23 protein-coding genes are annotated in these 24,250 nt (G+C 48.6%); 21 read left to right on the forward strand and 2 right to left on the reverse strand.

Features of this window, described 5'->3' with window-relative positions; all coding sequences use genetic code 11:
- Window positions 1-5 precede the first annotated feature (5 nt).
- The 21 genes from gspD (at window position 6) to LU361_RS06655 (ending at window position 21,584) form a co-directional block, all read left to right on the forward strand.
- Window positions 6-1,991 (forward strand): type II secretion system secretin GspD, encoded by a 1,986-nt coding sequence (gspD, locus tag LU361_RS06555; protein ID WP_233088018.1) that lies wholly within the window; start codon window positions 6-8, stop codon window positions 1,989-1,991.
- A 17-nt stretch (window positions 1,992-2,008) separates the two neighbouring features.
- On the forward strand, window positions 2,009-3,556 hold the full coding sequence (gspE, locus tag LU361_RS06560; RefSeq protein WP_233088019.1) for a type II secretion system ATPase GspE: 1,548 nt from the start codon (window positions 2,009-2,011) through the stop codon (window positions 3,554-3,556).
- Between the two features lie 2 nt (window positions 3,557-3,558).
- Window positions 3,559-4,803 (forward strand): type II secretion system inner membrane protein GspF, encoded by a 1,245-nt coding sequence (gene gspF, locus LU361_RS06565; RefSeq protein ID WP_233088020.1) that lies wholly within the window; start codon window positions 3,559-3,561, stop codon window positions 4,801-4,803.
- A 60-nt stretch (window positions 4,804-4,863) separates the two neighbouring features.
- A complete protein-coding gene (gene gspG, locus LU361_RS06570) occupies window positions 4,864-5,301 on the forward strand; it encodes a type II secretion system major pseudopilin GspG (protein ID WP_233088021.1) in 438 nt (145 codons plus the stop codon).
- A gap of 2 nt (window positions 5,302-5,303) precedes the next feature.
- Window positions 5,304-5,918, forward strand: coding sequence for a pilus assembly FimT family protein (locus LU361_RS06575; RefSeq protein WP_233088022.1), 615 nt, complete (start codon window positions 5,304-5,306; stop codon window positions 5,916-5,918).
- Window positions 5,919-5,922: 4 nt separating this feature from the next.
- A complete protein-coding gene (gspI, locus tag LU361_RS06580) occupies window positions 5,923-6,360 on the forward strand; it encodes a type II secretion system minor pseudopilin GspI (RefSeq protein WP_233088023.1) in 438 nt (145 codons plus the stop codon).
- Window positions 6,353-7,087, forward strand: coding sequence for a type II secretion system minor pseudopilin GspJ (gspJ, locus tag LU361_RS06585; protein ID WP_233088024.1), 735 nt, complete (start codon window positions 6,353-6,355; stop codon window positions 7,085-7,087). Before gspI ends, gspJ begins: the two co-directional genes overlap by 8 nt.
- Window positions 7,038-8,111, forward strand: a complete 1,074-nt coding sequence (gene gspK / locus LU361_RS06590) for a type II secretion system minor pseudopilin GspK (protein WP_233088025.1) — start codon at window positions 7,038-7,040, stop codon at window positions 8,109-8,111. The genes gspJ and gspK overlap by 50 nt, the downstream gene beginning before the upstream one ends.
- Before the next feature lie 162 nt (window positions 8,112-8,273).
- Window positions 8,274-9,518, forward strand: a complete 1,245-nt coding sequence (gspL, locus tag LU361_RS06595) for a type II secretion system protein GspL (RefSeq protein ID WP_233088026.1) — start codon at window positions 8,274-8,276, stop codon at window positions 9,516-9,518.
- A complete protein-coding gene (locus LU361_RS06600) occupies window positions 9,515-9,991 on the forward strand; it encodes a type II secretion system protein M (RefSeq protein WP_233088027.1) in 477 nt (158 codons plus the stop codon). Before gspL ends, LU361_RS06600 begins: the two co-directional genes overlap by 4 nt.
- 29 nt (window positions 9,992-10,020) lie before the next feature.
- Complete coding sequence (locus LU361_RS06605) at window positions 10,021-10,812, forward strand: type II secretion system protein N (RefSeq protein WP_233088028.1); 792 nt, start codon at window positions 10,021-10,023, stop codon at window positions 10,810-10,812.
- Entirely contained in the window at window positions 10,800-11,897 is a 1,098-nt protein-coding gene (locus LU361_RS06610) for an FAD:protein FMN transferase (RefSeq protein ID WP_233088029.1), read from the forward strand. The genes LU361_RS06605 and LU361_RS06610 overlap by 13 nt, the downstream gene beginning before the upstream one ends.
- Before the next feature lie 257 nt (window positions 11,898-12,154).
- A complete protein-coding gene (locus LU361_RS06615; protein ID WP_233088030.1) occupies window positions 12,155-12,724 on the forward strand; it encodes an AraC family transcriptional regulator in 570 nt (189 codons plus the stop codon).
- Complete coding sequence (locus LU361_RS06620; RefSeq protein ID WP_233088031.1) at window positions 12,712-14,757, forward strand: coiled-coil domain-containing protein; 2,046 nt, start codon at window positions 12,712-12,714, stop codon at window positions 14,755-14,757. Before LU361_RS06615 ends, LU361_RS06620 begins: the two co-directional genes overlap by 13 nt.
- Window positions 14,747-17,641, forward strand: a complete 2,895-nt coding sequence (locus tag LU361_RS06625; RefSeq protein ID WP_233088032.1) for a tetratricopeptide repeat protein — start codon at window positions 14,747-14,749, stop codon at window positions 17,639-17,641. The genes LU361_RS06620 and LU361_RS06625 overlap by 11 nt, the downstream gene beginning before the upstream one ends.
- The gene (locus LU361_RS06630) at window positions 17,628-18,392 is read left to right on the forward strand and encodes a tetratricopeptide repeat protein (RefSeq protein WP_233088033.1); all 765 of its coding nucleotides are present in this window, start codon (window positions 17,628-17,630) and stop codon (window positions 18,390-18,392) included. Before LU361_RS06625 ends, LU361_RS06630 begins: the two co-directional genes overlap by 14 nt.
- Before the next feature lie 22 nt (window positions 18,393-18,414).
- Window positions 18,415-18,720: a hypothetical protein gene (locus LU361_RS06635; RefSeq protein ID WP_233088034.1), complete on the forward strand. Its 306-nt coding sequence runs from the start codon at window positions 18,415-18,417 to the stop codon at window positions 18,718-18,720.
- 102 nt (window positions 18,721-18,822) lie between these two features.
- Window positions 18,823-19,497, forward strand: coding sequence for a MotA/TolQ/ExbB proton channel family protein (locus LU361_RS06640; RefSeq protein ID WP_233088035.1), 675 nt, complete (start codon window positions 18,823-18,825; stop codon window positions 19,495-19,497).
- Between the two features lie 26 nt (window positions 19,498-19,523).
- Window positions 19,524-20,090 (forward strand): ExbD/TolR family protein, encoded by a 567-nt coding sequence (locus tag LU361_RS06645; RefSeq protein WP_233088036.1) that lies wholly within the window; start codon window positions 19,524-19,526, stop codon window positions 20,088-20,090.
- Window positions 20,087-20,647 (forward strand): ExbD/TolR family protein, encoded by a 561-nt coding sequence (locus LU361_RS06650; RefSeq protein ID WP_233088037.1) that lies wholly within the window; start codon window positions 20,087-20,089, stop codon window positions 20,645-20,647. Before LU361_RS06645 ends, LU361_RS06650 begins: the two co-directional genes overlap by 4 nt.
- Window position 20,648: 1 nt before the next feature.
- On the forward strand, window positions 20,649-21,584 hold the full coding sequence (locus tag LU361_RS06655; RefSeq protein ID WP_233088038.1) for an AgmX/PglI C-terminal domain-containing protein: 936 nt from the start codon (window positions 20,649-20,651) through the stop codon (window positions 21,582-21,584).
- A gap of 238 nt (window positions 21,585-21,822) precedes the next feature.
- Here LU361_RS06655 and LU361_RS06660 read toward each other — a convergent pair whose 3' ends face one another.
- Window positions 21,823-23,286: an undecaprenyl-phosphate glucose phosphotransferase gene (locus LU361_RS06660; protein WP_233088039.1), complete on the reverse strand. Its 1,464-nt coding sequence runs from the start codon at window positions 23,284-23,286 to the stop codon at window positions 21,823-21,825.
- A 400-nt stretch (window positions 23,287-23,686) separates the two neighbouring features.
- The gene (locus LU361_RS06665; RefSeq protein WP_233088040.1) at window positions 23,687-24,169 is read right to left on the reverse strand and encodes a GNAT family N-acetyltransferase; all 483 of its coding nucleotides are present in this window, start codon (window positions 24,167-24,169) and stop codon (window positions 23,687-23,689) included.
- Window positions 24,170-24,250 lie beyond the last annotated feature (81 nt).

Raw genomic sequence — 24,250 nt, forward strand, 5'->3', positions numbered from 1 at the left:
TTAACGTGCGCCGATTTTTGTTAGCAGCGCTCCTACTTTGCGCGAGTTATGGAAACGCCCAAAGTACCGAGCCTGAGAAGCTGACTCTCAGCTTTAACGACGCAGACATTGTGGAAGTCATCCGTTTTGTTGCTGAACAGACCGATAAAACCGTGATCATCGATCCGCGGGTAAAAGGTAAGGTTCAGGTATTTACCAACGGTGAAGTTACTCGTGATCAAGCCTACGCGTTGTTGTTATCGATCTTAGAATTGCACGGTTTTACCGCCTATGAAAATGGCGATGTAGTCCGCGTTGTTCCCAACAAAGAAGTCCGTTCATCACCCATTCCGGTAATGAAAGACGTGCCATCTCAAGCCGGTGATGAATACATCACCGAAGTGGTAACGTTAAAGAATGTTTCGGCTGCGAAAATTTTGCCTGTGTTGCGCCCATTGGTTGCACAACACGCGCATATGGCGGCCTATGATCCCAGCAACTCCATCGTAATTTCTGATACCTATGCCAACATCACGCGTGTTAAGCAAGTTATCTCGCAAATTGATGGCGCTGCTGTCGCACAAACTGAAATCATTCAATTAGAGTTTGCACCGGTTACCGAAGCCATTCGCATGCTGCAGCAACTGCTCAGTGGTGACGCAGCCAATGACACCGGCACCTTAAAAATGATTGCCGATGTCCGAACCAACTCTATGTTATTGAGCGGCGACCAACTTCAACGCACACGCGTTAAAGATCTTGTCGCCCGCATCGATCGTCCACAGGCACAAACCGGTAACGTGCGTGTTATTTATCTTGAATACGCCAACGCCACAGAAGTTGCTCAAACCTTGCAACAACTTCTGCAAAACCTGCAACAAGGTGGCGGTGGCGGCGCTGAAGGCGGCTCCAATCCTACCAGCAGTGTTCGTCCTTCCGTCGAAGCTGACGAATCCACGAATGCGCTGTTGATTACCGCAGAAGGCGACACTCTTGATTCATTACTCCAAGTTGTTGAGCGTCTGGATATTCGCCGAGCCCAAGTGTTGGTTGAAGCGGTTATTGCAGAGCTTGAAGATGTTGACGGTAAAGATTTAGGTATTCAGTGGTTATTCGCCTCTGAAGACGGCGGCTTTGGCGCCAATTCCCTTGGCGACGGTGTTCTCGCAGGCGCAGGTTCCATCGCGCTTTCTGACGATGACGACGTTATCGAAGACTTAGCTGGCGCAATCGGAACCATCACAGGTACCACTTTTGGTATCGGTGATTTCGATGGTGACAAAGGTTTCCTCGCACTAGTGAACGCACTGAACGAGAAGACCAACTCCAACATCCTTTCTACGCCGAGCGTACTGACAACCGACAACCACGAAGCCGAAATTTCAGTCGGTCAGGAAGTACCTTTCGTTACCGGTAGCTTCACCAGTACAGAAGGCAACGTGAACAACCCGTTCCAGACCATCGAGCGTCAAAACGTTGGTATTACCTTACGCGTCACACCTCAGATCAACGAAGGCGATAAAATCGTTCTCGATATCGAACAAGAAGTATCAAGCTTGACCGGTGAAACCAGCGCTTCTGACGTAATCACCAACGAGCGCTCAATCACCACCCAAGTTCTCGCCAGCGACGGCCAAATCGTTGTTCTCGGCGGCTTGATGCGTGACAACGTTCAGACCTTCCAGTCTCGCGTTCCAGTACTTGGCAGCATCCCACTGGTGGGCCGATTGTTCCGCTCAAACAGCGATCGTGTGACCAAAACCAACTTGTTGGTATTCATTCGCGCGACGGTCATTCGCGACGACGAAACACTCACCGGCACAACCGCCGAGAAGTACCGATTCATTCGCGAACAACAGCTTAAAGCACGTCGCCAAAAAGGCTTGTCGCTTAAGAAAGATTTACTGCCTGTGGTTCCTGAGTGGCCAATCGCTGCAGATCAAGATCTTTCAGGCTACGAGACAATCGCCGACCAACTTGAAGCAGAACGCTTGAAGAAAGAAAAGAAATAAAGCTCCAGGACGCAGCTATGGCAGAACAAGCCCTCGACAATGATGAGCAGGACCTCATAGACAACCAAGAGGCCCTTGACCAGGAAGCCGTGGACGACGAAGAGTCCACGCGCGCCTTACCGTTCCATTACGCCAGTAATCACGGTGTCATTTTAAAAGACGGTCAGATCTTTCATCGAGGCCGCTTGAGTCTGCCGCTCATACTGGAATTGCAGCGTCATTTAGGAAGCGGCTTTATCACCGTACCGATCAATGACGATGAGTTTCAAAAACAGTTAAAAGAGATGTACCACGGCTCCAGCGGCTCCGCCCAACAGGCGGCCGATGAAGTTGTTGACGATCTCGGCAGCGACATTGATCTCGGCTCCCTTGCCGACGAGCTGAGCGACGACCAAGAACTGCTTTCAGGCAACGATGATGCCCCCGTTATTCGTTTGATTAACGCGGTATTGTCCCAAGCGGTTCGCGAAAAAGCCTCGGATATTCACATTGAGCCCTACGAAGACCGAGTTGCGGTTCGCTTCCGTGTCGACGGTGTCCTCAATGAAATGCTGTCACCGAAAGCGGTTCTTGCGCCACTTTTGGTGTCGCGTTTGAAAGTAATGGCCAAGCTCGATATCGCCGAGAAACGTCTGCCGCAAGATGGTCGTATTACTGTGAAGCTTGCCGGTCACGGTCTCGATATTCGTTTATCAACCATACCGTCCGCGCACGGCGAACGTGTGGTACTGCGTCTGCTCGACACCACGGCCGGTCAGCTGTCGCTCAAGCAAATCAACATGCCCGCTCAGGTTCATAACGGCTTTTCCCAAGCCTTACACAAACCTCACGGCATCATTCTGGTTACCGGTCCAACCGGTTCCGGTAAAACCACAACGCTTTACGCCGGTCTTTCCCACATCAATGATCGCAGTCGTAACATTTTAACGATTGAAGATCCGGTGGAATACGTTCTGCCCGGCATCGGTCAGACTCAGGTTAACAGCAAAATCGATATGACCTTTGCCCGCGGCCTGCGCGCAATTCTTCGACAAGACCCGGATGTGGTAATGATCGGTGAGATTCGTGACCGTGAGACTGCTTCAATCGCAATCGAGGCGAGTTTGACTGGTCACTTGGTAATGTCGACGCTGCACACCAATACCGCCATTGGTGCGGTAACTCGTTTGCAAGATATGGGCATTGAGCCATTTTTGCTCTCATCCAGTATTACTGCGGTGATGTCACAACGTTTGGTGCGCTTACTGTGTAACCACTGTAAGACCCCGGATCAACCAACACCTGCCGAACAAGCCCATTTGAATCTGAAAGAATCTGACGTTGTCTATCGAGCCAACGGTTGTGAGCACTGCCACAACCAGGGTTATCGCGGACGAAGTGCGATTTACGAGTGGATTGAAATTGACCAAAAAATGCGCCAGCTCATTCACGAAGACGCAGGCGAGCAGGTCATGGAAGCCCAGGCCAGAAGCCAAGCAGATTCCATTACCGAACACGGTCGCAAACGCGTTCTTGCCGGCGACACCAGCATTGAAGAAGTCATGCGCGTAACGACAGCAATTTAATCATGGCCGCATTTACTTACACAGCATTAAACAATACCGGTAAAACGGTAAAAGGCATTATTGAAGGCGACAGCGAACGCCAGGTTCGCTCGCAACTGCGCAGCCAACAACTCAAGCCATTATCAGTAACAGCTGCTGGCGATAAAAAAGTAAAAGCCACCAACGGCAAAAATAAATCCTCATCAACTTCAGCTTTCGGTGGTCTTTTTGCGCCCAAATTAAGCACAAAAGAACGAGCACTCGTAACTCGTCAACTGGCATCGTTATTAATGTCGGGACTGCCGCTAGATGAATCTTTAAACACCGCCGCCAAACAGGCCACCAAAGAATCCACGCAGTCCATTTTGCTGAGCATTCGTGGCCGAGTTCTCGAAGGCCATTCACTGGCGCAAGCGTTCAGCGAACACCCAAAAAGCTTCGACAATATGTACCGCTCCATGGTGAAAGCGGGGGAATCCTCCGGTTATTTGGGCCAGGTACTTGAGCAATTAGCGGAATACATCGAGCGCAGCCAATACACAGCTAGCAAGCTAAAAATGGCCATGATTTACCCAATGGTATTGCTCGCGGTCAGTATTTCGGTTGTGGCAATTTTGATGGTCTTTGTCGTACCCGATCTGGTCGGCATGTTCCAGCGCAGCGAACGAGAATTACCTTTTATCACCAACCTGTTAATTGGCACGAGTAACGTACTAAGCAGCTACGGCCATTTTATTTTGATCGGCTTAGTAGCTTTGGTAGTGGGCTTTAAATACCTGCTGAAAAACGAAGATCGATTGCGCGCGTGGCACCGGTTTTTACTGCGTGTGCCCCTGATTAAAGACGTGATCTTACTGGCCGAAAGTTCTCGATTTGCCGGAACACTGAGTCTGTTATCAGAAAGTGGGGTTCCTTTACTGCAAGGGCTTCGCATTGCCACCCAAGTGTTGGGCAATACCGAATTACGCCACGCCTGTAGCGACGTTACTCGCTCAGTGCAAGAAGGTGGCGCTCTCAACAAAGCGTTGAAACAAGCCGGTTGGTTTCCACCTTTGCTGGTACAAATGACCGCCAGTGGTGAAGCCAACGGCACCTTGGATAAACAGTTAAAACACTGTGCGTCCAACCAAGAGCGCGAGCTGGAAATGACCTTGACGACGGTACTGGGTATTTTTGAGCCTGCCATCGTTGTCATTATGGGTGGCTCAATCGCATTTATTATGATGGCAATTTTGCTGCCAATCTTTGAACTCAATCAGCTGGTGTAGCTCTTAGAAATTACCGATTTACTTCAATTTTTAACGACTTAAGCAAGATGGAATAACCTTATGGACAGACGATCAAAACACTCGGGCTTCTCGCTCATCGAAATTATGGTGGTGTTGGTCATTATGGGGCTACTCGTAGGTATCGTTGCGCCAAATGTTTTGAAAAACGTCGATGATGCTAATGTTAAAACTGTCTACGCAGATTTTCGCAGTATCGAGACATCACTAAAGCTGTACCGCCTAGATAACTTTGTTTACCCATCTACCGAACAAGGTTTGTCAGCGCTAGTTGAAAAAACCGCTCTAGAGCCAGTACCGCGCAAATTCCCGCAAAGCGGCTACTTGGACGATTTACCAACCGATCCTTGGCAGCGTGAATACGTATACATCAGCCCAGGAGAAAGTCACGACTACGACCTAATCTCTTACGGCGCCGATGGCGTTCCAGGTGGTGAAGGTCAAAACGCCGACTTAAACGTTTGGAACAAGCCTGAATAAACGTGAATGCGATATCAACAAATCAACATCGACAACACCAGCGAGGATTCACCTTAATTGAAATCCTCGCGGTGATGTTTGTTATTGCCGTATTTGCTGGTATCGCCGCCGTTAATATCGTCGACTATGATCCCGCTGGAGAATTGCAGGATTACAGCGAAGATTTCTTCGCACAGCTCTCTTTTGGTGCCGATGAAGCCTTATTTACCGGCGAGCACGTCGGGTTAGTCCCGCAACTGAAAGAGCGGACCAACACCAGCCAGCTCAAAGATTTATGGGAATTGGCTTGGTATCGTTGGCGCGACGACGAGTGGCAAGAAATCACTGATATCGAACCGCTTTCACCACCCGATGTGATTCAGTTTGTTATTGAACTGGACGAAGAACCACTGGATTTGTGGGAATGGTTAGAATTTGAAGAACCAACCCCTGCGCTGATTTTTTACGGCGGTGGCGAAGCCTTAGAAGCCACCATTATTTTAGAAATTGATCCCGCCCGCGCCGACGGCATTGATTTTGAGTCTCGTACTCAGCACATGGACATTAACGGTTTAGGCCAAGTTATTTGGCGTGAACGCAAAGAAAGAGAAGATCGCGAAGCGGAATTTGGGAGATAATGCCATGGCTCACTCTATCTCTAAACACCGCAATCCAACACGCACTTTTCAGGGCGCCAAAATAGGCACAAAGCAGTCTGGCTTTACCATTATTGAAGTCATTATTGCGTTAACCATTGTCGCTGTTGCTTTGCCAGCTCTGCTCAATTTGGTGTTAATCCAAACCGATAACACGCATCATCTCAGAGAGCGAACCCTGGCCGAATACGTCGCCAGAAATCAGCTCAACACCCAACGCATTAACTACCAACTGACCGAGCGAATTCTAAACGGACGCCAAACCGGCACCGAAGAATTCAGCGGAATAGAGTGGCACTGGATTGCAGAGTCGGAAGAGACCGCAATCGACGAAATGCGCCGCATCAATATTTCCGTAGCGAGAACCCCACAAGACGCCAGAGACAACCCGAGCGCCCATTTATCAGGGTTTATCTATGAATAAACCAGCTCGTCATCTCTCGGTAGGTCAAACACCTCAAGCGCAAGGCTTCTCATTGATAGAAGTGTTGGTTGCGCTCGCTATTACGGCAACGATTCTGACGCTCGCTTATCAATCGCTGACCTCGGCCATTGACGGTTCTGAAAAAACTCAAGCGGCGATGGATGAAATAGATACCTTCGCACGGGCAATGCACATTTTAGAATCTGACTTTAAACACGTGGTTGCTCGCGACAGCGTCTTATTTAACGTCGAAAGCCCCAACGGTTTTGGGACCGACATCGACAACGAATACCTATTGAAATTTAACCGCGCGGGCCGACCCAATCCGGCCATGTTAAAACGCAGCGCGTTATTGCGAGTCGGCTATCGCTGGAGCGATAACATTCTCTACCGCGACACTTGGCCCGAGGCAGAAGAAGCAGTTATCGATGACGCACGCACGCTGGAACTTTTGCGCGATGTAACAGATTTTGAAATCCTCTACTTACCCTCTGACGCCGACGACAGAGACGGCCCTTGGGTGGACAGCTGGCCGGATCGCGGCACCTCAGGCATGCCCGTCGCCGTTGAAGTAACGCTCGAAACCGAAGAATTCGGTCGCATGAAACGATTATTTTTACTGAGCACCGAAGCCAATATTACCCGCCGTTCGAGTGACGACGATGACGGCAATGGTGATGGAAACAACGGTAATGGTAATAACGGAGGCAACGGCAATGGCGGCTAAGATCTCCACACATCGTCGCCAACAATCGGGCGTTGCACTCATTACTACACTGATTATTGTCGGCCTAGTGACTGCGCTGTCGATCGGTATTGCTGTATCCCACGAACGTACATTACTCAAAGCCGAGAGCCGATTTCACGGAAACCAAGCCTTGGAGTATCTTTTGGGCGCAGAAGAACTTGCCCGCTTTGTGCTTGATGAAGATTACAAGGAAGACCAGGAAGACCAAGAAGAAATAGACTCACTCGATGAAGCGTGGAATCAAGAGCAACAATTCCCGCTAGATGAAGGATCGCTGCTCGGCCAAATTTCCGACGCGCAAGCAAAATTTGATATCAACCGTCTGGCACGACAAGTTGCCACAGAAGATTCTGACAGAACCAGTCCGCAAGCGTATACCGCCGACCAGCGCCGCTTCATTCGACTGCTGCAAATTCTCGATGAAGAAGAGCCTATGTCGCTGACGGATGCACAAAGTGTGTTGGCACCCATCATTGATTGGCTGGATGAAGACGACACACCGTTTGGATTTGAAGGCGCGGAATCCCTCGATTATCAGCGCGAGGAACCGCCGGTGCGACCAACTAACGGGCCGATCAAAAGCATTACCGAGTTGCGGCTAGTAAAATCGATTACTCCAGAGCTCTACGATTTATTGGAGCCACACATTACCGCGCTGCCCGGTGGCGGTACCGGAATGAATTTAAATACCGCAAGCACAACGTTACTGCGGACTATTAATATAGAAAATGATTTTAGACCACTGTCGAAAGCGGACGCAGAACAAATACAATTAGATCGGGGAAGTGGCTACACCGTGTTTTCAGATTTTCTCGACGGTTCTGTGCCCACCACACTCAGACCTCAAGGCGACATCTCCGATGAAGGGCTGACTGTGTCCTCTGAATATTTTATTTTGTCCGCAAAAGTAGAGGTCGGTCGACAAAGGCGAGCCCAAACCAGTTTACTGTTTAGGAACGGCGAAGACACCGAAGTGATTCAACGCAGTGATTTTGGCTTGTAAATTAAGTTGCAAAATTATTGTGTTAACCAGAGCTTGGCAACGCAGTTATGTTTATCTTAAGTCTCAATGGCATGGCAGATAACACCAAACTCTGGATAAAGAAGTGAAATTAAGAACAAAGGCCTGTATGAAACGTCGGAAATTATCCGCGCACGGAAGTATATGAACAGATTAATCGTAATTTACGACAGCTTCTTACCCGACCAAAACCCGTTGGAACCAACGCTGACCTGGCGTTTGGCCCAAGACGGCGACTGGATGGGGCCTGAAACTCGCGGCACCGTCGAGCAACTTGCCGACGCCCAAGTCGAAGCGGGTGCAGAAATTTGGCTCACTCTGACCACACCGGAGGTGGTCATGGTAAACCAAGAGTTCTCCGCAAAAGAAAAGCGCCATCTCACCAATTTGATGCCTTACGAACTGGAAGACCAGTTGTTAGGCAACGTTGAAGATTTTCATTTTGCCTACGGCCACATCGTAGAAGATCAGGTGACCGTCGCTTACACCCCCATCGATTGGCTCACCATACTGATCGATTCCATCGAAAAAGCGGGCGTAGAAATCACTACCTGTTTGCCGCTGTTTTTGCTTCTACCTTGGGAAGCGAATCAATGGTCGATCCGCTGGTTGGGTGACGACAACCTGGCCGAAATTCACTACGGAAAAGACCTGGGCTTCTTAATCGAATTAGATCTGCTCAAAGACGCCCTGGAATCACTCAGCGCCACACTCGAAGAAAAGCATCGCCCGAAAGAAATTAAATTATTCGGGCAAACCTTCGAAGACTTGCAAGTGCTGCAAAATCACCTTCCAGAAAGCTTGCAAGAAATGGCGACCAGCCAGCAGTGGGATCAGTGGTTAAGCCTCAGCCTCGAAACCCTGCCACCGTTTAACCTGCGCCAGCAATCGCTGGGTCGTTCGCTGCCGGTCAATCGCTGGTGGGCGCAATGGCGACCTGCTGCTATTGCGGCGGGAATTGCAGCGGCGCTGTACTTAGGCGGCAACTGGATGCAAACCCATCAGTTAAAGCAAGAGCAACAAGCGCTGATCGCAGAAACCGAACGCACCTACCGCACAGTAATGCCACGTGGTGCATTGGCTGATCCCGAGTTGCAGTTGCGCAATCAGTTGTCGAAATTCAAATCCAATTCTTCCGGTTCTGGCCCGAGCGTAGTTGGTATGCTCGCGCAGATCACGCCGATGATCACTCAAGCGGACGAAATCTCGGTTAGAAACATGAACTTTATTGAAGGCGACATGCGCCTGAACATCGAGTCGCCGAGCTTCCAACAAATTGATCGCTTACGCGCCCAACTCGAAGATCAAAAATTGGCGGCCGAGCTTCTGGGAACCTCGTCTGTTCCCAACGGAGTTCAGGCGCGTTTAAGAATTAGGAGTAACCCATGAGCGCCATCGAACAATATTGGATGACGTTAACTCGCCGCGACCAAATCGCGCTGTTGATTTGCGGTTGTGCTGTGTCATTGGCCGCTATTTGGTGGTTGATCCTAGAACCGTCTGCAAAAGCGCTGGACAACCAAGTACTGTCTACACAATCGAGCGCAGAAAGACTAACTCGTGTACGCGACATGGCACTGGAACTTCAGCAGTATCGCTCAGGGGATACCACTCAAGTTTCCGGCGCACCTTTGAGCGAACTGATCGATCGCAGCCTTCGTGGTCGCGGTTTGCAAATGAGCAGCTTTCAGCCGGTGCGCGAAGGCGAGGTGAGACTGCGTTTAGAAGAAGCGGAATACACTAAGGTCGTGGGTTGGTTGCATCAAATGGAAAGCGAAGAAGGCCTGACCGCAAAAGAGCTTACCGTGACCCCAACCCGAACCAGTGGCCGAGTTTCGGTAAGTGTGCGCCTGGCGCGCTAAATTCATCGTTATTACTGAATGATTGCAACATGAGTCAATACAATATTCTCACCAAAAAACGCCTGTGGGCGATTCTGCTGATTTTACTGCTCGTATTGCTGGTGATGAGAACCCCGGCACAATGGGCAGCTTACGGTTTCACACAAGCGGTGCCGGGTCTTCGCATGGCGGAAATCAGCGGCAGCCTCTGGGACGGTCGCTCTGGCTCAACGCAAATATCCATCGACAGCGAACTCTACAGTCTGGGTGAATTCCACTGGGAAATCAGTCCGTTAAGCTTAGTCACCTTCTCGCCGTGTGCCGATGTCGACTTTTCGTTTCAAAAGCAAAATGCCAGCGGTTACGCCTGCGGCAGCGGCAACGTCATCAGCCTTTCTGACTTCGAACTCAATTTACCCGCAGAACTTGCGTCGTTGTTCGCACCAACACAACTAGCGGGTGATTTCTCACTGGTGGTTATTGAAGGCGAATTTGCCGGTAACCAGGTGGAAAAATTAAACGGCAATTTAGCCTGGCGCGACGGCGCTTTCCACGATGGCGAAAAATGGATCAAAGTTGGCAGTTTCGGCGCTTTGTTATCTGAAGACGGCCAGAAGGGCATTAATATCGATCTCGAAGATCTCGGCGGCCCAGTGATTGCCGATCTAGACGCCAACTTCAATCGAATCGTACGCCCGAACGACGACGTCGGCGTAGAATTTAAAGGCGAAGTAGGTGTTCGCGAATCGGCCCATCCCGATTTACAAACCATCCTTCCCACCATGGCCGGAGCAATCGGCGAACCATCTGAAAGAGGCTTTACGGTCGAATGGAGTCTTTAACCAAGACCCCCATTTTTCGATCTAAATCTAAACAACCGGCAATGTGGACTTTATTGCTGGTTGTTTTATTTAGCAGTCAATTTTCCCAAGCCGAATGGTTTCATAAAACCTGGCCCATCATGGGCACCGAAACCGGCGCGCGTTTTTGGCTCGACGATCCCAATTTCTCAGACCCCACTCAACAAAGCGAAGCACTGAAGGCTCAACAACAGAAAGCACAAGAGCTGCTTGAGTTGGTCCGTCAAGAAATGCACCGCATCGATGTTATTTACAGCCCCTATATCGACACCAGCGCATTATCGAAAATCAATGCAGCGGCGGCTTCGACCCCACAATTGCTGTCACAAGAATTCGCAGCACTGGTCGACAAAGCGCTGTGGGTCAGCCAAGCCAGTGGCGGCGCATTTGATATCACCTACGCTTCCGTCGGCCACTTGTACGACTATCGCAACAAGATCGCACCGGGCGACGAAGACATCAGCAAAACCTTACCGGCCATTGGCAGCGACCGTTTACTGTGGGACCGCAAAAATCGAACCCTAGCGTTTACCCATCCTTTGGTAAAAATTGATTTAGGCGGGCTTGCCAAAGGTTACGCCGTTGATCGCGGCGCAGAAATTCTAAGACATCACGGCATTAAACACGGCAGCGTGAATGCCGGTGGCGATACCGCTCTAATCGGCGACAATCGCGGTCGACCCTGGTTTGTCGGCGTTAAAAACCCACGCTTAACGGGCGAAGAAAAAAACTGGCAAGAACAGCAAGTTCTCAAACTACCTCTAATCAACGAAGCTATCTCCACATCCGGTGATTACGAGCGTTTCTTTATTGACGAGCAAGACGGCAAGCGCGTTCATCACATCATTAACCCAAGAACCGGTAAATCCAGCAATGGCTTAATCAGTGTCAGCGTCTTCGGGCCGCAAGGAATTAATACCGATCCTCTGTCTACTGCGATTTTCGTCATGGGTGTTGAAAAAGGGTTAAACTTAATCAACTCGATTCAGTCATACGAAGCGGTGCTGATAACAGATACAGGTAAAGTCTTGTATTCAGATGGATTAGTCGATCCAAATGCCAATTGATCGATATATATGGAAATCTTGTTGACTGAATTCACAATACTAAAGTTTTAGGTACGAATTTCGTCATTAATACCCGTTAATGTGCTCTTTTTGGCACTTCATATGTTTTTGCCTCGCGTATACTGTTTAAGTAAAAGAGAATTATCGGATTCTTTTTCCCTGACAACGCGCAGGCTCGGAATACAAAAAGGAGCAGGGTTGCCCACTTCAAAACCGGTCAGCCATTGCAAAGATTTAAATCAGGAGAACGCAGTTCCATGTCTGCAGCTTCAGTTTCGGTGATCAACCGAAGTCGTCAATTCGCATCGGCGATTCTTTTAGGTGCGAGCTTACTGCTCGGCACATCCTCAGCAACATTTGCCCAAGACAGCGAAAATTCGCAATCGGTCAGTGATCAAATCGAAGATCTAAAAAAGCAGGTTCTGAGTTTAAATCGCGACCTTCTGATTCTCGAAGAAGAATTGCTCTATCCAGCCAACAGCCAAGTAGCGGTTTATTTATCGATGGATGTGGGCGAGTTTTTCGAGCTCGATGCAGTAAAAGTACACATTGACGACAAACTGGTTGCCAGTGAACTCTACACCGAACACCAAGTTGACGCCCTGTTTCGCGGCGGTGTTCAGCGTTTGTATTTAGGAAATTTAAAAACCGGCGATCATCGCTTAACCGCATTTTTCACCGGCATCGGTCCGCAGGGGCGCGAGTACAAACGTGCCGCTGAGGTCAGCATTAACAAAGAAACAGAAGGTAAGGTTTACGAGCTTAAAATTGTAGACTCAACCGTTAAGTTGCAACCGGTGTTTGAAATTAAAGAATGGCAACTGTAGCGGCAAAAACCCTGCGCTTAAGCCTAGCCGCAGCAACACTCAGTGTTTGCTCGCTGGCCGCGGAAGCTGCAAAAAAAGAAGCACTCTCGTCCGTAGCAGATTTGAGCTACGGGGTTACCTTATACCACTATTTTCAAAACGATTACTTCAACGCGCTCAGTGAATTGTACGTCGCAAAAGAGCGCGGTGGCATCCAAGGTCACAGCGACAATCCGGCAATTATCGAAGGCGGTATCAGCTTAGCGTTTGGCATGCACAACACTGCCAGCGATTTATTCAATGAATTACTCGCCGATGAAAGCAAACCAACGTCGGTAAAAAACGCCGCTTGGTTAAATCTGTCAAAACTCGCCTACCAACGCAGCCAGTGGTCTACCGCCGCACAATCCTTAGCCAATCTCGACGCTGAAAATGCCAGTCATTTGGTGAATATCGAACGCCTTGCGTTACAAACCAATATCCATATTCATCAAGATAATCTGCAAGCGGCTGAAGATTCTTTGAATCTACTGATCGAATCCAAGGGCAAAAAAGACCCAACCGCGTGGCCGTATTATCTTCACCACAATCTCGCCAGCGCCTATGGTCGCAACGGCAATTTCAGCCAAGCGATTTCTCATTATCAATCGGTGTACGCGGCGGATTTAACCGAATACAGTTTGGAACCCGACCTACAGCTAGCACTGCGCGACAAAGCTCACACGGCTGCGGGTTTCAGTCACCTCGCACTCAATGAATACGAAGCCGCACAAGCCGAATTCAATCAGGTACGCTTGGTCGATGGCTTATCCAACCAGGCACTACTCGGCTCAGGTTGGGCCGCTTACGGTCAAGAAGTTTACGGCGATGCCATTCGCCCCTGGCAGGAATTGTTGCGACGCAGCTTGTTTGAACCCGAAGTGCAAGAAGCCAGCCTTGCCTTGCCTTTTGCCTACGAAAAAATGGGCGCTCAGGGCGAAGCGTTGCTCGCCTATCTCGACGCAGAAAATACCTACGAATCAGAACTCGACCGAATTGATACAGCCACCCGGGCGCTGTCCGATATCGCGCTGCTGCCGCTTTTGAATATCGAGGTTGATCGCAACAGCAATTGGCTCAACACACCTGAATTGGTTGAAGCGCCGATAATTAACTATCTGCAACGGCTCGTAACTCGCAACCAATTCCAAGCTCGCGTCCAAGAATTACGCGATATGCAGGCATTGATTGAAGAACTCACCGTTTGGGAACAAAAGCTCACTGATTACCAAGATTTGAATCAGGCCCGAACCGAGCAACGTGCGCAACAAGATCTCGAAATCCAAAACCGAGATTACGACACCTTAATTCAAACATTGGCCGAGCAAAAAGCCACTGTCGATACCGAAATCAGCCGTATTCGATCAGAAGAAGACTATTTTGCGCTCGCCACCGACCCAGACACACTGGATTTGATTAAACGCGCCAAGCGCTCGAAAGCACTGGCAGAAAAAGCCGGTGATTTAGTCAGCCCGCGCAAACAAGCCCAAGCCAAATTGTATTGGGGCATTCTCTACTGGCAGCAATCGCAAAATTTCCACGACAATTTGTGGACCTTGGAGCAACAGCGGGATTCTTTAGCGCGCGAAATAAGCACGGTTAAAGATTCATTCGATCGAGTCATGGACGCCAGCCACAACGCGCCCGACATCATTCCAATGCAACAGCGACTCGACCAAGCAGAGGCAGATATTGCTCAAAAACAAGACAATTTAACGCAACTGTTGGCCACCATCGAAAACGAACTGCGAACCGAATTATTGGCCGAGCTGGAACAGCAAAAGCTGCGCGTGCGTTTTTATCTGGCAGAAACCAAGCTCTCCATCGCCAGACTTTACGATACTCGCCCAATCGACGGCGACCTTCTGATCGATACTAACGAGCAAGAAACACATTCATTACCCGAAGTTTCTCCTGGCAGCGGCAACTCAGATATCAACGGTAATTCGATCATCGACGACGATACCTCCGCGCTAGACTCTGCACCGCAAGAGGAGGGCAGTGATGATGCGTAAGCCATTGCCTTTTACTCTGCGTCGACTGACCCTGGCCGTAACATTGGCAAGCTTAGCTGCGTGTTCGCGCGTCGATGTTGTCGAACCCGGCCCAACGTTAGAAAACCTTGAGCCAGCCCAGCTTCCCAATCCAACGTTACCGGTGCCAAGCATTTCTTTGGATGAAATCGAGCGCAGTTACCGCGAAGCCTTGGCAGTCGCAGACGATCCAGATACCCGTCGTAAAATTCTCATTCGCTTAGCCGGCCTCGAAATGGCACGCAGCGAAGAAGCTCTGGTGAACTCAACCGCACCAGGCCGATTCTTTGATAACTCCATTGCCCTGTACAAAGAGCTTATCGAGTTACAACGCAATCAACCGGCAACCGTGGCCACGCGCATAGACGAGTTGTTGTATCAACTGTCGAAAGCCTACGCATTGGACGGTCGCAGCAAAGAAGCCGACGAAGCACTGAGCCAATTGGCGGCGGAATACCCGGATTCGCCCTTTTTGGCAGAAGCCTATTTCCGGCGCGCAGAACGCAGTTTCAGCAGTCAAGATTACCGAATTTCATCGGATCGATACCAAGCGGTGGTCGACGCAGGGCCGAACACGGCGTTTTTCGAAAACTCCCTGTACATGCTTGGCTGGAGCCAATTTAAGCGCGAAATCTACGAAGATGCGATTGAGTCCTTCACTCAATTGCTGGACGTTTATTTGGTCGATGGCAGTGAATTCGAAATCTTAGAAGGCACGGAAAAAACCCTTGCCGAAGATACGCTGCGCGTAATGAGTTTGTCGTTCTCTTACCTTGAAGGTCCGGCGACCATTTCTGAAACCTACGAGCGCCTCGGCGAGCGACAATACGAGTATTTACTCTACCAAAGCTTGGCAAATCACTACTTAGGCAAAGAGCGCTACAACGACAGTGCTCTAACCTATCAAGCCTTTGTTGATCGCTACCCGTTGAGTGATCGCGCGCCAAGCTTCAGTGCGGAAAAAATTAACGTTTACGAACTCGGCGGCTTCCCCGATAAGTTGGTTCCGAACAAAGAGCAGTACGTTAATCTGTACGGAATTAACAGCGAATACTGGTCGGTAAAACCCGAATCAGTACTAGAAACGCTAAAACCCACACTGCACCAATTTCTAATCGAGTTAGCCAAATACCGCCACGCGCGCGCGCAAGCTTGGCAAAAAGCACTCGCCGAAAAACCCGATCAGAAATTCTTAGTTGAAGATCGAGAGATCGACGATACTTCTGTCATCGAAGAATTTATTTTGGCTGCACGCTGGTACAGCGAATTCGTGCAAACCTTTCCGGACGATCCAGAACGCGGCGAGATCAATTACCTATTGGCCGAAGCCCTTTACGATTCAGGCCAGCTTGAAGCGGCTTATCTGGAATACGAACGTGTCGCTTATGAGTTAGGCGAAGACCAACGTTCGGCAGAACTCGCAGCAGAAGCCGGTTACACCACCGTTTTGCTCGCACAACAGCTGTTGGATCGCGCCGAAGCCGAAAACGAACAGCTGCTTTGGAAAGACCAAGTCATCGCCAGCGGTGTTCGCTTTGCCGATAATTTTCCAAGTGACGATCGAGCCGTCGCGGTGTTAACGCAATCGGCCCAGGGCTATTTAGACGTTGGCAAACTGCCAGAAGCCATCGAAGCAGCACTGCGAGTGACGCAATGGCAACCACAAGCAGAGCCTGAGATTCTCAAAACCGCTTGGTTGATCGCCGCCCAAGGCCAGTTTGATACCGAGCAATTCGTCGCGTCCGAATTCAGTTATCAACAAGTGTTAGGCTTGCTCAGCACCGACGATCCACAACGCGATGGCATTATCGTGCGAATCGCTGCGAGTATTTATCAACAAGCCCAAGTGCTTATCGCGCAAGATAATCTGTCCGAAGCCGTTGACCAATTGCTGCGTGTTCGCACACAAGCGCCCAATACCGACATTGCTCGCACGTCTCATTACGACGCAGCCAACTATTTGATTGATCTTGAGCGTTGGTCACAAGCGCGCGATGAGCTGATCGAATTTCGCATTACCTATCCCAACCATTCTCTAACCCCAACCATTGGCCCAAAACTGGTGGTTGTTTATCAGGCACTGGAAAACTGGGCACAAGCGGCCGAAGAATTGTTGATTGTAATGGAGCAAGACAAAGATCCTGAGGTTCAACGGGAGTCTTTGTTGCTGGTCGCGGAATTGTTCGAGCGCGATGGCAACCTCGAAAAAGCCATTGATAATTATCGCCGTTACGCCCACACCTACCCAGATCCGTTTATTACCAACATGGAAGCTCAATTTAAAATGAGTGAGCTTTATGTCCAAACGGGCAGTGTCGATAAGCGTAATTTCTGGTTGCGCAAAATGGTGACCACACACGATCGTGCGGGCGAGAAAAAAACCGGGCGCAGTATGTTCTTGGCCGCCTGGTCGTCAAACGAACTGGCTGACCAACAATTTAAAATTTTCTCGGCCATCGAGCTGAAACTGCCGCTGCGCTCCAGCCTTAATAAAAAGCGATCGGCATTGGAAAAAACCTTAAAAGCGTACGAAAAAGCACTAAGTTACGACATCTTAGAAGTTTCTACACAAGCCAATTTCCAGGTCGGTGAAATCTATCGCCTGCTCAGTAAAGCCTTATTAGAGTCCGAGCGCCCCAACGGTTTATCAGACCTAGAACTCGAACAGTACGAAATTCTGCTCGAAGAGCAGGCTTATCCATTTGAAGATCAAGCGATCGCCGTTCATACCTCCAACACCGAACGGGCGTGGAACGGCGTTTACGACAAATGGGTGCAAGCCAGCTTCTCAGTGTTAGGGGGTCTTCTTCCCGGACGTTTCGACAAACCCGAACAAAGCCTAGAGGTCAGCGATGAAATTTTTTAAGCCGGTTTTCGTCGCCATTATTCTGCCGTTAGTCGCTCTTGGCGGCTGTAGTTCACAGTTTCCAATCAATATTGGTAAAGCAAGCGGCACAACCAGCGAAAATGCACAACAATCTGAAACACAAGCCAAAACTGATCAAACTAATCAGGAAGGTACACAAGAACTTGTTTCTGGTGAAAACGCCGACGGCGAACTCGCAGCATTAGAGCCTTTGCCGCCGCAAAATCCGTATTTGGCAAATCCTAAATCGGTACCAGAAAACATCGCCTTGTTGTTTGAGCAAGCCAAACAATTGCACATCGCCAAAGATTGGCCTGCGGCAGAATTGGCGTGGCAGGAAATTACCGTAAGCGCCCCGGAATTATCCGGCCCACACCTAAATTTAGGATTGGTGTATGAAGCAACGGATCGATTCGAACTCGCCGAAACCGCATACAGTGCGGCAATCAGCGCGAATTCGTTAAATCTCGATGCCTACAATCAACTGGCAATTTTGAAACGCAAGCAAGGCGAATTTGAGCAGGCAGAAACTCAGTATTTAAACGCGCTGTCGATTTGGCCTGATCACGCCAAGAGCCATCTCAACATCGCCATTTTGTACGATTTGTACATGGGAAGACTGGAGCCGGCGCTGGCCCACTATGAACAGTACCAAGCGCTCGCCGAAGCCCCAGAAAAACGCGTCGTCGGCTGGATCAGTGACTTGCGTCGACGCATCGACAGTTTGGCACAAAGCAGTGCCGGCAACTAAACCTGAATTCGAGATGTAGCAGATGAAGATAAACCGCCCAATACTGCTTACGATCGCGCCGCTTGCTTTGGTCGCGGGGTTTTGCTCACAAATTGCTTACGCTCAGGGTTCTCTGTCGATCGAAGAGACCATCACCGGTAACCAGGAACAACCCAAAGTTTTGTACATCGTGCCGTGGAAAACCGCTGCCGATAACGAAATCTTCGAGCAAACCATCAGTTCCCAGCTGCTCGGCTCGGTGTTCGAACACGTCGAACGCGCGGAGTTACGCCGGGAAGTTCTCTATCTTGAGAAGCTCGCGAAGGATCAAGAATCAACATCTGAATAGCGGTATTTAACAGTTTCGACGGTAAATTCCCTTTACTATTTTTACTAACTCTCACGCAGCGATTTGCGTGATAACTTTTTTGTGAATGTCAGGTAACAAGTTATGGACTTTATTAACAACGTGCTTCGCTTCTTCCAGGACGGTGGCTCTTTCATGTACCCAATTGCTCTGGTGTTGGTGATCGGATTAATCGTGACTGTTGAGCGTTGGATTTACCTAACCTACGCGAAGCAATCCAACCGTCGCGCTTTCAACCAAATCCTTCCGCTGTTGAAAAAGAAAGATTACTCATCGATTGTCAAAATGGGACAAACCGGTGGCGCACCAGTGAGCCGCATGGTTGCTGCTGGCGTGATTCGCATGAGCGAAAGCCCGCGTCGTGACGACATCGAATTGGCAATGGAAGAAGGCGTTTTAGAAACCATGCCGCGTCTTGAAAAACGCACCAACTACTTAGCAACATTGGCGAACATCGCAACGCTTTTGGGTCTTTTGGGTACCATTATCGGTCTTATCGCGGCATTTACCGCTGTTGCTAACGCTGATCCTACCGAAAAAGCAACGCTACTTTCACAGAGTATTTCGGTTGCGATGAACACCACGGCATTCGGTCTTATTGCGGCAATCCCACTGTTGTTAGCACACGCACTTCTGCAAACCAAAACCACAGAGATTATCGATAGCCTAGAGATGGCTGGCGTTAAATGCTTGAACGTATTAGCCGGTGGCGGCAGCGCAAAAACTCGAACCAATGACGCTGGCGCTACCGTACGCTAAATTCTGACCAACTGCCGGATGTAGCAATGTTTAAGCACAGGCGAAAACTGAATCAAGAAGCGGAACTCGACATTACGTCGTTTATGAACCTGATGATCATTCTGGTTCCCGTGTTACTGATGACGATGGTGTTTTCCCGAATTACGGTAATAGACCTGACATTACCGGAAGCCGGGGCAGGAGACGCCAGCGACACAGACAAACCCAAAGTTCTCGAAGTTGTTATTTTCGAGGATTTTATCGATGTAAATTACCCTGCAGGCACACGCCTTAAGCGTATTGAAAAGGTTGAAATTCCAAGTGAAGAGCCTGGGCAACCTGCCACTGTCGATTACAACTACCCATTACTGTCCCTGACGCTTCAAGAAATTAAGCGACAACTGAAAGAACAAGGTACCGAGAAGCGAGACGTATTGCTGTTGTCTCAGCCAGACACCAGTTATCAGACCTTAATTACCGCGATGGATACCGTGCGGTCATTTAAAACAGTTCTGATCACCGATGTCGTTGATGCCGAGTTGTTTCCACAGATTTCTCTGGGTGATGCGCCGACCAATGTGGTTGAGACAGCCGCAGCAGGAGGTGCTCAATGAAGCAATCCCTGCGCGCCAAACGCATGGCAAAACACCACAAGCGAACCGGCGGACAATCTAAGCTGAACCTGGTTTCGTTGATGGACATCTTCACCATCTTGGTGTTCTTCCTACTCATCAACTCTGATGACGTGGAAGTGCTGCAAAATAACGATGCCATCGAGCTGCCAGAATCCGTCTCAGAGCAAAAGCCAGACACCACCTTGGTGATCATGGCCAGTAACGAAGACCTTCTGGTCAACGGCCGCAGCCTCGCCAAAGTCGAAGACATTCTCGCCAGCGACGACCTTGAAATCCAAGTGCTTGCCGACGAGCTGATCTATCTGGCGGAACGTGCTGGACCGTTAACCGAACTCGAAGAAGATAAGGGCCGCGCCGTTACCATTATGGGCGATTCGGCCATTCCCTACGCTCTGCTTAAGCGCATCATGAGCACGTGTGCGGCGAACGAGTACCGCGATATTTCCATGGCCGTGTCGCAAGTCGCTGCCAATGACCCAATCGCACAAGATGGCACCGATTTAGGTACCACAGCGAATGGACAAGGGGAGGGCTAGCATGGCTTTAAACACTGCAATGCTAAACCTCAATTTGCCCTGGCAAACGATTGAGGATGAAAATAAACGGATCAAAAAGCTTTCCATTATTGGCTTGCTGATATTTTTGGTCCTCGCCATCGCGGTTCCGCTGATTCCTGTGCCCGAACTCACGCGCGAAGAAAAGGAGGCGCTACCTCCCGAACTGGCCCGAGTGATTTTAGAAAAGCAGGAATTGCCTGAACCAAAACCGGAACCCAAGCCAGAACCGGAGCCTGAACCCGAACCGGAACCTGAGCCAGAAGAACCGGAAATCGTCGAAAAGAAACCGCCACCACCGAAAATAGATCCGCGTGAAAAAGCGAAAAACAGCGGTTTAGTACAGTTTGCCGACGACCTTGCGCAGATGCGTGATGCTTTCGATGCCAACTCACTAAGTAATCGCTCACTTACTCGCGGTGAAGCACAGGCCGATCAGATTTCACGCTCAGTGATTGCCAACAAAGCAAAAACTACCAGCGGTGGAATCGACGTTGCGGCGACCAGTGTTGATACCGGCGGTGTCGCGCTTTCAGGCAAAGAAAACACGGTGGTTTCCAGCTCACTGGCTGACGCAGAAGGGAAAAATCCCGTTGCCGCGCCACGGCCTGGAACCGAGCGTAAGAAAGGCTTGAGAAGTAGTGAAGATGTACGTCTTACCATGGACCAAAATAACGGCCCAATCCAAGCGATTTATTTCCGTGAATTGCGCCGTGATCCAAGCCTAGAAGGTACCGTGAAAATTAAGATGATCATCGAACCGAATGGGGAAGTGTCAGATGTGATTCTGGTATCCAGCGAGTTGAATAACCCGGCTCTGGAGAGAAAAATTCTGGCTCGAATACGCTTAATTAACTTCGGTCCGAAAAATGTCTTACAGACGCCAGTCAATTACACGCTCAATCTTTTCCCGGCGTAAATTGATAACCTCTGATTCCAGACAAAAGAAACGCGGCTATTTAGCCGCGTTTTTAAATCAAGCCTTCTAACGATTTCAAATTAACTATCTACTAACCTATCAACTAAAGTACTAACTTCTCGGTTACTGCGTCATATCTTCCCGAAAAACGGGAAACAACACTCAAATTCCTTCTTACTGCACCTATATGCTTCCATCAGCCAGTTAGCATTGCTGAGTTTTCATTGGCTTAAATTCATTAGTACGCATTCTTCGACAACAGAGTAAAGGGCGTCATCACAAGGATTTTCAAATCCAGCAGAGGCGTCCAGGAGTTGATGTACTCAAGATCGCTCTTAACACGCGCTTCCATTTCTTCTATGTTCGCCGTCTCGCCACGAAAACCGCGAATCTGCGCCAAACCAGTCATTCCAGGCTTAACACGACCACGGGCCATGTACTGACGGATCTTGTCGCTGTAATACTGGTTGTGGGAAATTGCGTGGGGTCGTGGACCCACCAACGACATGCTGCCAAACAAAACATTAAACAGTTGTGGCAGTTCATCGAGGCTGGTTTTCCTCAAAAAATTGCCGATTGGCGTAATTCTGCTGTCACCGCGCGTAGCCTGTTGTACAAAGCCGTTTTCCTGGTGCTCGTACATACTGCGAAACTTATAAACATTAAACTTACTGCCGTCCCAACCGTCACGTTGTTGCTTAAAGATGATCGCACCAGAAGAGGTGTATTTCACCGCAGCGGCAATCACCAGCAATACCGGGCTCAAAGCAATGATCAGCAATCCGGCAAGAACACGATCAAACATACCTTTCACAAAGGATTTAAATCCGCTGTAGTGCGGTGTTTCGTTGAGTGTGATCAACGGCAAACCGCCAATCTCACGCACACAGTGATTTAACAGATCCAACTCATAAATATCAGGCACCCAAATAACATCGATTTGCTTGTGTTGAAGCGCTTGATAATACTGAGCAATTTCCGGCGTCTTAGCCAAGCTCAAGGTAATATAAACTCGGTTAATTTCCCGATTTTCAATTTTCTTTTCGATCTCTTTTAAATTTGCGATTAAATTTACCGAATCTGACAATTCTGGATTATTGAACTTGCCAGACAAATCGCAGATACCGACAATTTTTTCATCCAACCAAATGTTGTTTACCATCTTCGAAGCAAGTAATTCCACCGCGCTGCCGGAACCAATAATTACAGACGCCGTTCGCTTCGATGAACGATTGACTAAAAATAAGCGCAATCGAAAGCAAAAACCCGACACCAGTATTTGCGCGGCCAAGCTAGACACCAACCAGCCAAATAAAATACCGGGATCTAGCGCTTCTAATGTTGAAGTGAATACCGCAACGGAAATAATAATGGCAACGACCAACGCCCACGCGCGACTTAAACGAGACAACCCCGCTAAACCGACCAGTGATTTTCGACCGATACCTAATTTTGGATAAACTAATAACACCGAAAATGCAGTAATGGCACATAAAAATCGGCAGCCCGAATCAAAGGGGTGACCGGATAAATACAACTGCAAATACAATGGAAAAACTGCGGCAATTAAATATAAACAATATTCGATGTAGCGAAATAACCCATCGTGGGTCTGTAAAAGTCGTTTGTGGAAACGACCGGGTCTGATGTCTTCCTCCGCCTGCGATGAAACAAATGCAGGCAAATCCTGGGTTGAGTTCATGTGTAATTCCTTTTCCTTGGAGCTATTGAGCAGGGTTCACCTCTTCCTGAACAAAAGGTCAAATATTATCATTAGTTATTATTAATGTGCGTTTCATCACATTTTTTTTGTAGCTGTAAGCATAATTAAGCGCGTAAATTCACACAAGTGGCGCGTAAAAACGTTTTTATTCTTAAAATCGTTATTTTTATTTCATATCGAGGTATTCACGGGTTTTGGCCGGTTTTTAATTAGCAGCCGCTTGTGTACCCGTGTAAATCTGTACAAAAAATTTTGCAATCGTAAAAATAAGACGCCGTGTAATTTACAAAACAGCCGCGCCTTAAATACGAAAAAAATAAATCAGAAAAAATTAATTTATGCTTTTCTTAAAATAAAAAATATAATTTAAGAAGAATAATTATTCATTCGCAAACTTTTCTAAATCGTCACCAGCCAATCGATAAATAATCCATTCGCTTTGCGGTTTCGCACCAATGGACTGATAAAATTGAATTGCCGGTTCGTTCCAGTCCAAAACCGCCCACTCAAAACGTCCACAACCTTCTGAATAAGCAAGTTTAGCAAGGTATTTAATTAACGCCTTACCCGCACCCAAATTTCTATAATTAGGAGACACAAATAAATCTTCTAGATAAATACCTTTTTTGCCGAGCCAAGTTGAGTAATTGTAAAAATAAACTGCAAAACCGATCGGTTCATTATTGTATTCACATATTAACGCTTTCGTATTTGAGTCTTCGGAAAAAACCGTCGACTCAATACTTTCTTGCGTTGCTTGTACTTGGTCGAGTGCTTTTTCGTAAATCGCCAACTCTTTTATAAATTGAATAATTGTAGCGCTATCTTCAATGTTTGCTTTTCGAATACGTATTTCAGTCACGAATATTTTTCCTTTTTACAGTTCGTACTGTGTTTGTTCTATGTTTTTTCAATGTAAAAACAATAAAAAATGGCCAATCAA

Origin of the sequence: Sessilibacter corallicola (genome assembly GCF_021290925.1) — a bacterium.
GTDB classification, from domain to species: domain Bacteria; phylum Pseudomonadota; class Gammaproteobacteria; order Pseudomonadales; family Cellvibrionaceae; genus Sessilibacter; species Sessilibacter corallicola.